At 61.4% G+C, this 8,638-nt stretch carries 9 protein-coding genes; 5 read left to right on the top strand and 4 right to left on the bottom strand.

Annotated features, from left to right (window positions below):
• A partial coding sequence (locus tag HK439_RS14840; protein WP_209011827.1) for a hypothetical protein occupies window positions 1–548 on the top strand: 548 nt, incomplete at its 5' end.
• A 54-nt stretch (window positions 549–602) separates the two neighbouring features.
• Here HK439_RS14840 and trxC read toward each other — a convergent pair.
• The 4 genes from trxC to HK439_RS14820 all read right to left on the bottom strand — a co-directional run bounded on the left by trxC (window position 603) and on the right by HK439_RS14820 (window position 3,935).
• On the bottom strand, window positions 603–1,049 hold the full coding sequence (gene trxC, locus HK439_RS14835; RefSeq protein ID WP_190292295.1) for a thioredoxin TrxC: 447 nt from the start codon (window positions 1,047–1,049) through the stop codon (window positions 603–605).
• 93 nt (window positions 1,050–1,142) lie between these two features.
• Window positions 1,143–2,498 (bottom strand): aspartate aminotransferase family protein, encoded by a 1,356-nt coding sequence (locus tag HK439_RS14830; protein WP_190292294.1) that lies wholly within the window; start codon window positions 2,496–2,498, stop codon window positions 1,143–1,145.
• On the bottom strand, window positions 2,495–3,157 hold the full coding sequence (locus HK439_RS14825) for an HAD-IA family hydrolase (RefSeq protein ID WP_190292293.1): 663 nt from the start codon (window positions 3,155–3,157) through the stop codon (window positions 2,495–2,497). The genes HK439_RS14830 and HK439_RS14825 overlap by 4 nt, the downstream gene beginning before the upstream one ends.
• A complete protein-coding gene (locus HK439_RS14820) occupies window positions 3,150–3,935 on the bottom strand; it encodes an IclR family transcriptional regulator (RefSeq protein WP_190292292.1) in 786 nt (261 codons plus the stop codon). Before HK439_RS14820 ends, HK439_RS14825 begins: the two co-directional genes overlap by 8 nt.
• A 137-nt stretch (window positions 3,936–4,072) precedes the next feature.
• Here HK439_RS14820 and HK439_RS14815 point away from each other — a divergent pair, with 137 nt between their 5' ends.
• The 4 genes from HK439_RS14815 to HK439_RS14800 are packed head-to-tail and all read left to right on the top strand — an operon-like array spanning window position 4,073 to window position 8,634.
• On the top strand, window positions 4,073–5,011 hold the full coding sequence (locus tag HK439_RS14815; protein WP_209011826.1) for a tripartite tricarboxylate transporter substrate-binding protein: 939 nt from the start codon (window positions 4,073–4,075) through the stop codon (window positions 5,009–5,011).
• 55 nt (window positions 5,012–5,066) lie between these two features.
• Window positions 5,067–5,606 carry a tripartite tricarboxylate transporter TctB family protein gene (locus tag HK439_RS14810; protein ID WP_190292291.1) on the top strand — a complete coding sequence of 180 codons (540 nt, stop codon included), beginning with the start codon at window positions 5,067–5,069 and terminating at the stop codon, window positions 5,604–5,606.
• Window positions 5,607–5,617: 11 nt separating this feature from the next.
• The gene (locus HK439_RS14805) at window positions 5,618–7,141 is read left to right on the top strand and encodes a tripartite tricarboxylate transporter permease (RefSeq protein ID WP_190292290.1); all 1,524 of its coding nucleotides are present in this window, start codon (window positions 5,618–5,620) and stop codon (window positions 7,139–7,141) included.
• 5 nt (window positions 7,142–7,146) lie between these two features.
• Complete coding sequence (locus tag HK439_RS14800) at window positions 7,147–8,634, top strand: aldehyde dehydrogenase (protein WP_190292289.1); 1,488 nt, start codon at window positions 7,147–7,149, stop codon at window positions 8,632–8,634.
• Window positions 8,635–8,638: the final 4 nt, after the last annotated feature.

The raw sequence follows: 8,638 nt of genomic DNA, 5'->3' as shown, positions 1-8,638 counted from the left end.
CAGGCTGCACACGTTCTTGCCAAGATCAATTCCAAGTACAAAAATCGACATCGGTCCGTTCCTCTCTACCTCAAATACAGAGCAATCCTATCGGATCGCTCCGGAGAGGGGCGGGCCATCCCATAATCACAATTCCCTTTATTTCAGGTGTGAATATGGCCGACTTGTGTAAAATATTAGATGATGAACATGATCATCTTTCTGCGGCTAGAACTGCATTAAAAAGTATTGTTGACAGCACTCCAGAAAAAGATACTGAAGAAGCGATCAACGACATTCTTCGGCCGAAACTGGATAATTTAGAGCGTAAATTCAGAGCAATTGCCCGCGCTCATAGAATGCGGCAAGCTGGAGTGATGGTTGGAACCGCTGCAATGGCTTTGGCATCATATATGAGTGGCGGCATCCTCCAAGCAGCGTCAGCCGTTGCCGGGGCAAGTGGCGTAGGAGTCTTCGCGAAACAGGAAGCCGACAGAATTGAGAGAATAGAAGATTTTAAATCTGATCCACACTATCTTCTTTGGCGCCTGAGGAGAATTAGAAGATAGTATTTTATTACATGAAACCTCTGAATATCAGCAACTTGTTTGTCCTAGCCAACACTAACCGCGGACGGTGGCCGACTGGCGGACGAAGGCCTCGATGTCACGAGCGGGCCGGGCGCCGGCCAGACGGGCGACTTCGCGGCCCTTGTGCCACAGGATCAGCAGCGGAATGCCGCGAATGCCGAGCTTCTGGGACACGCGCGGAAAGTCCTCGGTATTGATCTTGGCGAAACGGACATGGGGGTTGAGCGCCTTCGCCGCCTTGGCGAATTCCGGCGCCATCATCCGGCAGGGGCCGCACCAGGGCGCCCAGTAGTCGACAACGATCGGCAGTTCGTCCGTTTTCGTCGCCTTGTCGTGGGCCTGCTGGTCCAGTTCGGCGACCTTGCCGGAAGCAAGGGCTTCACCGCAGATGCCGCACTTCGGGCCGGACGTGAGCTTGGCCACCGGCACCCGGTTGGTCTGGCCGCAGGCGGCACAGGTAATTTTCACCGCATCTTGCATGGGAGGGGATCCTGTAGTTTCAATTTTGAGAAAATATAGGATCGGTCCCCGGCCCGCACAAGGCGCGCGGGCCGGCTTCATCTGGTGCCGGACTCAGGAGATCGCGGCAAAGCCCGTGTCGAGGGCCGCAAGGATGGTCTCGACATGCTCCGCACCGAGCACGAGCGGGGGCGACAGGATGATGTTGTTGCCGGAGACGCGGATCATGGCGCCGTTTTCGTAAGTCGTGCGATGCACCTTGCCGATGGTCGGCTTGTCGATTGGGGACTTTGCTGCCCGGTCGGAGACAAGTTCCAGGGCGCACATCAGACCGTGGCCGCCGCGCACATCGCCGATGACCTCGTATTTTTCCTTCAGGGCGACCAAGCCTTCGTAAAGCTGCGCGCCGCGCGCACCGGCATTGTCCTTGACCGCGAGGCGCTCGGTTTCCTTCAGGCAGGCAATGGCTGCGGCCGCCCCGACCGGATGGCCGGAATAGGTGTAGCCGGAACCGATGGCGCCTTTTCCGGTCTTGTCGGTCTCGAAGGTTTCCGCGACCTGGTCGGAGATCATGACAGCGCCGAAGGGGAAATAGCCGTTGGTGATCGCCTTCGCCGTGGTCATCATGTCCGGCTTGACGCCCCAGTGACGGGAACCGGTCCAGCTTCCGGTGCGGCCGAAGGCGGTGATGACCTCGTCGGCGATCAGCAGGATGCCGTACCTTGAGCAGATCTCGCGCACGCCGGGCATGAAGCTCTCATGGGGCGGAATGACGCCGCCGGCACCCAGCACCGGCTCCATGATCATCGCGGCAATGGTCTCTGCGCCCTGGAACCGGATCTCGTCCTCAAGGGCAGCCAGGCAGAGGCCGGCCAGCTTTTCCGGATCGGTCTCGTTGAACGGGTTGCGGTAGGTGTAAGGTGCGGGGATGTGATAGCAGCCCGGCATCAACGGTTCGTACTGGGTGCGGAAATTGGCATTGCCGTTGACCGAGGCGCCGAGGGTGTGGGTGCCGTGATAGCCCTTCTTCAGGCTGAGGTATTTGACCCGGCCCGCCTCGCCGCGGATCTTGTGATATTGCCGGGCAAGCCGCAGGGCGATTTCCACACTGTCCGAGCCTCCCGAAGTGAAGAAGGCGCGCGACAGGCCGTCGGGGGCAAAGAAGTCCTTGAGCATTTCGCTCAGTTCGATCACCGCGTCATTGGTGGTGCCGCGGAAGATCGAGTAATAGGGCAGCTTGTCGAGCTGGGCAGCGATCGCCGCCTTCACCGGGTCGCAGGAATAGCCGAGATTGACGTTCCACAGTCCGCCGACCGCATCGACGGTTCTGTGGCCGTCCACGTCGGTGATCATGACCCCGTCGCCCTCGACGATGATGTCGGGCGGATTGGCAAGGCTGTCGGCCGGATGGGCCATCGGGTGCCACAGGTGACGGGCGTTGTTTTCCTTCAGGAAATTCTTGTTTTTCATGAGGTTTCTCCAGAAAGGCCGAGCAGCTTCATGGCTTCGGCATAACTTTCGGCAGGTGCCTGGACGTTGAAGTGAACGGTGGTAAGGCCGACGGCGCCGGCGCCGGCAATGTTGCGGGCCTGATCGTCGACAAAGACGCAGGCCTCCGGCGCTAGTCCGAGATCCGTCAGAACCCCGGTGTAGGCACGCGGATCAGGCTTCAGGATCTTCGTGTAGGTCGCATCGTGGATGACGTCGAAATCCTTCAGGAACGGAAGTTTCGCCCGGAAGTCGGCGCCATAGAAAAGGTCCAGCTCGTTTGAGAGGATCGCCGCGCGAATACCGGCGGCCTTGACCATCTGAAGCGTGAACAGGAACTCCGGGCGGATGACGTCGGCCGGGCTGGCGCCACGGGCGGCGCGGACGAAATCGGACATCTCCGTCCAGCCGGCGCCGGTTAGTTCGGCGACTTCCCGGGTGCGGGCCTTCCAGTAGTCCCGTTCGCTGATCTCATCGGCCTGCATCGACCGCCACAGCGGATCGCTCTCGGGATCGAACGGGCCGCGCCAGGTCAGCGTGCCGGGCGAGAGCCCCAGGGCCCGTTCTGTCTGCGGGTGGGTTTCGAACAGCGTGCGGGTGATGACGCCGCCGAAATCGAGGATGAGCGCCCGTTCAGTCATCAATACACCATTTGTGTGCGTGTTCCGGCGGGATCGTGCCTCCGATGGACCGGGTTATGCGGACCATGCCCTTGCGCAACACAGCCAGAGCCGCTGCGCTCTTTTCGTCCGTCAGCCGCGTGTGCGGAATGGCGACGGCGAGCGCGCCGAGCACGGTTCCGTCCGGACCGAATATCGGGACGCCGCGCGAGGTTACTTCCTTGTCGAACCCCTGCTCGAGAAAGCTGAAGCCCGTTTCGCGGACCTTCGCGATCATGTCGCGCAAGGTGTCCGGATCGGTGATCGTGTTTTCGGTGAAGCGCTGCAGCGGCCGGGCGAGAACCCGGTCGACGAATTTCCCGGGCGAAAATGCAAGGATGGCGAGGCCCGAAGCGGTGGCATGCAGGGGCAGGAGCTCGGCCTCGTCAAAAAATACCTGGGTGCCGTGGATCCGGGGATCCGCGTTGTGCACGGGCGACAGGCTCAGGCCCTGAAGCATTGAAAAATGGACGAGCTCGCCGACTTCGTTGGACAGTTCCAGAATGATCGGCCGAACCACGGACCGGAGCGGGTTTGTCGTCTCCCGGACGGCGGACAGTCGCAGGATCGCCGGACCCAGCCGGTAGGCGCGGGTGACCGGATGCTGCTCCAGGAAGCCGTTTTGCTCCAGTTCCGACAAGTGCCGGTGCACCGTTGCCTTGTCCCGCCCGGTGAGCCGGACGAATTCACTCAATCCGATCTCCGGCCGTTTCCGGGAAAAACAGTTCAACATTTCAAGGGCTTTGGTGATCGTTCCCATCCGGGTGCCTGAAGTTCCAGTTCGATATTTTGGTTACATTTGAAACAAACCTTGACAGAAAAACACCATGGGAGCAAGAATAATTGATACCAACGGTTCAAATAATAAACCATAAAACTTTCAGCAGGAGAACGGAAATGAAACAGCTTATTGCAGTGACGGCTGCGGTTGCGGCGCTTGCCTTTCCCATGTCGGCAATGGCGGAATATCCTGAAAAGCCGGTCGAGTTCGTGGTTCCCTTCCCGCCGGGCGATCTGGAGGACGTGCTGACACGCATGATCGCCGACGAGTTCCAGAAGACGTATGACGTTCCGGCGGCCGTGGTGAACAAGCCGGGCGGCGGCGGCGGTCCGTTCCCCGGTGCCGCCGAGGTTGCCGCGGCTCCGGCGGACGGTTACACGATCGGCTCCTTCGTGATCGGCGTTCCGCTGGTCGGGCCGCAGGTCGGCATTCCCGCGCTCAACCCGAACCCGTTCGATCCGGTCGGGATCTTCCTGACCTATCCCTTCGTGATCGCGGCGTCCAAGGATGCGCCCTATGCCACGATGCAGGAACTGGCCGCCTACGCCAAAGACAACGATGTCGCCCTCGGCCACTTCGGCACTGTCCTGATCCCGACGCAGGTGACCTTCGCGCTTGCCGACAAGCTGGGATTTCAATTCGGCAGCGATGCCGCATTCGATGCCCTGGACTGCAACACGCTCGCCTCCGGCGATGCGGACGTGATCAACACGACCCTGCAGCTCATACTGCCCTGTCTGGACAAGGTGAACGTGCTGGCATCCATCGGCTCGAAGAGAATTCCGCTGACGCCGGACACGCCGACCGTCGGCGAAATCGAGCCGGACCTGAACGTGGCGCTCTGGAACGGCCTCTTTGTCCGCAAGGAAACGCCGGCGGACGTGCGTGAGAAGATCGCGGCGGTTGCCAGTAAGGTGATGGCGTCCGAAGCGGCCCGCAAGCTTGCGGCCGAAACGGGAGCGCTGATCTACTGGCAAAACGCGGAGGAGTCCGCCGCCCAGATCGAAAAAGACAAGAAAACGATGGCGACGGTCGAAGCCCTGAACGCCAAGTAACGATGGACGGATGCGCCCGCATTTTTGGTGCGGGCGCTCTTCCCAGGGGACAGCCATGAACCGTATCAAGAACCTGCAGGATCTGTTCAAGCGGTACCGGCGGCCGGGCGACATGGTCTTCGCCCTGACGTTTTTCCTCTTCTCCCTGTTCCTGCTCGTGAATATTCCGGATCAGGTCGTCTGGGTGAAACGGACCAAACTGTTCGCCCAGCCCGCATTCTGGCCCACGATCGCCATTGTCCTGATGGTGACCTTCAGCCTGTTCCATCTGATCGGATCCCTTGTCTCCGAGCGGATTCCGGGCAGGCTTCAGGAAGTGCTTTACTGGCTGCGATCCATCGAATTCGCCCTGTGGTTCATGGCCTATGTCGCCGTCGTTCCGCTTCTGGGCTATCTGCTGTCGACGATCCTGTTCTGCGGGTTGCTGTCGTTCCGCATGGGATACCGCAGTTTCCGCTGGATGGCGGCTTCGACGCTTTTCGCCGTGGCTGTCGTCATCCTGTTCAAGGCCTTTCTGCAGGTGAAGCTCCCCGCGGGGCTCATATATGAGGGCCTGCCGGACGGCATCAGAAGCTTCATGATGACCTACCTCTGAGCGCGTGCATTATGGATACTTTTCTTTCCGGTGTGGAACTCCTGGCGCGGTTCGATGTGGCGTTTGCCCTTCTGATCGGCTCGGTCGGCGGCGTGATCATCGGGGCGATCCCTGGCGTCGGGCCGGCAGTCGCCATCGCCATTCTCCTGCCCGCAACCTTTTCCATGGAGCCGCTGGTCGGGCTCACCATGCTGCTTGGCATCTACGGCTCGTCCATGTTCGGCGGCGCGCTCCCGGCGAACCTGATCAACACGCCGGGCACCGCCGTCAACGCGCTGACCACCTACGACGGCCATCCGATGACGAAAAGCGGTCAGGCGCTGAAGGCGCTCGGGTTGGCCTACGGTGCGTCATTCCTGGGCGGGATCATCTCGATCGTGGTGCTGATCCTGTTTTCGCCGGTGCTGGCGAAGATCGCGCCCATGTTCGGCAGCCGCGAGATTTTCCTGGCAGCCCTGCTCGGCATCGTCCTGGTGATCATTGCCCATCGCGGCCAGACCTTCGCCGCCGGCATGCTGGCTGCCTTTGGTATCTTCCTCGGCACGATCGGCCTGGAACCGGTGAAATACACCCAGCGCTTCACTTTCGGTCAGGAATGGCTGGCCTCGGGTGTCAATCTGATCGTCGTGGTGCTTGGGCTCTTCGCCATCAGCCAGGCGTTCGTCCTGCTCAACGAGCCGGAATCCGCACCGAAAACACAGCGCATTCAGGGCTCGATGTGGAGCGCCCTGAAGGAAGTCCTGCGTTACAAGCGGATCGCTTCCGTCGGGGCCGGTTTCGGCGTGCTGATGGGCATGATCCCGGGCGTGGGTGAATTCACCGCCCAGTTCCTGTCCTATACCTATGCGCAGAAGACCTCGAAGGATCCGGACCTGTTCGGCAAGGGATCTCCGGAAGGGCTCGTCGCCTCGGAATCGGCCAACAATGCGGTGCCGGCGGCCGCCATGATCCCGCTGCTGGCGCTGGGCATTCCCGGCGAGGCGCTGACGGCGATGATGCTATCGGTCTTCTACGTTCACAACGTGATACCGGGCCCGGCCCTGTTCCAGAACAAGCTCGACTTCGTCTACGCGCTTTACATGGCCATGATCGCGCTCAATGTGATCGTCATCGTGTTCATGCTGTTCTCGTCGAACCTGCTGATCCGCATCATCCGCATTCCGACGCGCTTTCTCGGCGTGATGATCCTGACGCTCAGTTTTGTCGGTGTGTATTCCCTGCGCAATTCCGCTTCCGATTGCGCGATCGCAGCCGGTTTCGGGATCATCGGCCTGATTCTGAAACGTCAGAACCTGCCGATCGTGCCGATCATTCTCGGTATCGTGCTCGGCGGTATCATGGAGGTGAAGCTGCGCTCGGCCATGGCGCGGGTAAAGACCCCGCTCGACTTCGTCGACCGCCCGATCTCCGCCCTGATCGCGGCCGCCATTGTACTGCTCATCGTGATGCATTTCTGGGGCATCATCCGCGAACGCCGGTCGCGCGAGCCCGAAATGTCCCATGACCACGATGTGCACGACAGTCAGATGAGGTGACGCCCATGCTCGATCAGGCACGCATTGAAGAACTCCGTCAGGCTCCGGTTCCACCGGCGGTTCACATCATCGACGGCGAACGCCGCCCGTCCGCAAGCGGTGCGGAAATGGAAGTCGTCTCCCCCCTGGACGGGCAGGTGCTGACCACCATGGCAGCGGGAGGGCGGGACGACGCGGAGGCCGCGATCGCTGCTGCCCGCCGAGCATTCGAGGACGGGCGCTGGTCCGGCATGGCGCCGGCAGTGCGCAAGACAATCCTGTTGAAGTGGGCGGCGCTGATTGAGGAAAACGCGCTGGAGCTTGCCGTGCTCGGCGTGCGCGACAACGGTACGGAAATCGGCATGGCGCTGAAGGCGGAACCACTTTCTGCGGCAGGCACGATCCGCTACTACGCGGAGGCCATCGACAAAATCTACGGTGAGATCGCCCCGACTGCGGACGACGTTCTGGGGCTCATCTACCGCGAGCCGGTCGGCGTGGTCGGCGCAATCGTGCCGTGGAACTTTCCGCTGATGATCGGCGCGTGGAAGCTCGGGCCGGCGCTGGCGGCCGGCAACACGGTCGTTTTGAAGCCGGCGGAAACCGCCTCGCTGACGCTCGTTCGTCTCGCCGAACTGGCGCTCGACGCCGGTGTGCCGCCTGGCGTGCTCAACGTCGTGACCGGCGAAGGCAGCGTCGTCGGCGAGGCCATTGCCCTGTCGATGGAGGTCGACGTGCTGGTCTTTACCGGGTCGGGCGCCGTCGGGCGCAGGCTTCTGGAAAACGCGGCGAAGTCGAACCTGAAGCGGGTCTATCTGGAACTCGGCGGCAAGTCGCCGAACATCGTCTTTGCGGATGCGCCGGACCTCGATGCGGCGGTCAAGGCATCGGCCAACGGCATCTTCCGCAATTCCGGCCAGGTCTGCATCGCCGGCACGCGCCTTCTGGTGGAGCGCTCCGTCCATGATGAGTTCGTCGACCGGCTGGTGGCGCATGTGGAGACAATGAAAATCGGCGATCCGCTCGATCCGGAAACGGCGGCAGGCGCCGTCAACAGCCTGCGCCAGCTTGAGCAGAACCTCGCCTTTGTCGAAGAAGCGCGGTCCGCGGGCCGGACCATCCGGATCGGCGGCCGGCGGATTCTTGAAGAAACCGGCGGCTATTTCATGGAACCGACCATCGTTACCGGTGTCGAACCCGGCGATGATCTGGCGCAACGGGAGGTGTTCGGTCCGGTGCTGGCGGTTATTCCGTTCGATACGGAAGACGAAGCCATCAACATCGCCAACGGAACGTCCTACGGCCTTGCCTCCGGCGTGTGGACCGCGGATCTGTCGCGGGCGCACCGGATGATCCGGCGCATCCGGGCCGGGATGGTTCATGTGAACACCTACGGCGGCTCCGATCTGACGGTTCCGCTCGGCGGCCACAAGCAGTCGGGCAACGGCCATGACAAGTCGCTGCATGCCTTCGACAAGTATCTCGATCTGAAGACGGCCTGGATCAAGCTTTAGGAGA

The organism is Roseibium aggregatum, from assembly GCF_014692675.1.
In the GTDB taxonomy this organism is placed as follows: domain Bacteria; phylum Pseudomonadota; class Alphaproteobacteria; order Rhizobiales; family Stappiaceae; genus Roseibium; species Roseibium aggregatum_C.
The sequence above is the reverse complement of the archived record's forward strand: the minus strand, read 5'-3'. Positions and strand labels throughout refer to the sequence as shown.

Bases quoted from the DNA above. Each gene is read 5' to 3' on its own strand.
- HK439_RS14830 (WP_190292294.1), bottom strand. From the start codon at position 2,498: ATGAAAAACAAGAATTTCCTGAAGGAAAACAACGCCCGTCACCTGTGG.
- trxC (WP_190292295.1), bottom strand. From the start codon at position 1,049: ATGCAAGATGCGGTGAAAATTACCTGTGCCGCCTGCGGCCAGACCAAC.
- HK439_RS14820 (WP_190292292.1), bottom strand. From the start codon at position 3,935: ATGGGAACGATCACCAAAGCCCTTGAAATGTTGAACTGTTTTTCCCGG.
- HK439_RS14805 (WP_190292290.1), top strand. From the start codon at position 5,618: ATGGATACTTTTCTTTCCGGTGTGGAACTCCTGGCGCGGTTCGATGTG.
- HK439_RS14815 (WP_209011826.1), top strand. From the start codon at position 4,073: ATGAAACAGCTTATTGCAGTGACGGCTGCGGTTGCGGCGCTTGCCTTT.
- HK439_RS14810 (WP_190292291.1), top strand. From the start codon at position 5,067: ATGAACCGTATCAAGAACCTGCAGGATCTGTTCAAGCGGTACCGGCGG.
- HK439_RS14825 (WP_190292293.1), bottom strand. From the start codon at position 3,157: ATGACTGAACGGGCGCTCATCCTCGATTTCGGCGGCGTCATCACCCGC.
- HK439_RS14800 (WP_190292289.1), top strand. From the start codon at position 7,147: ATGCTCGATCAGGCACGCATTGAAGAACTCCGTCAGGCTCCGGTTCCA.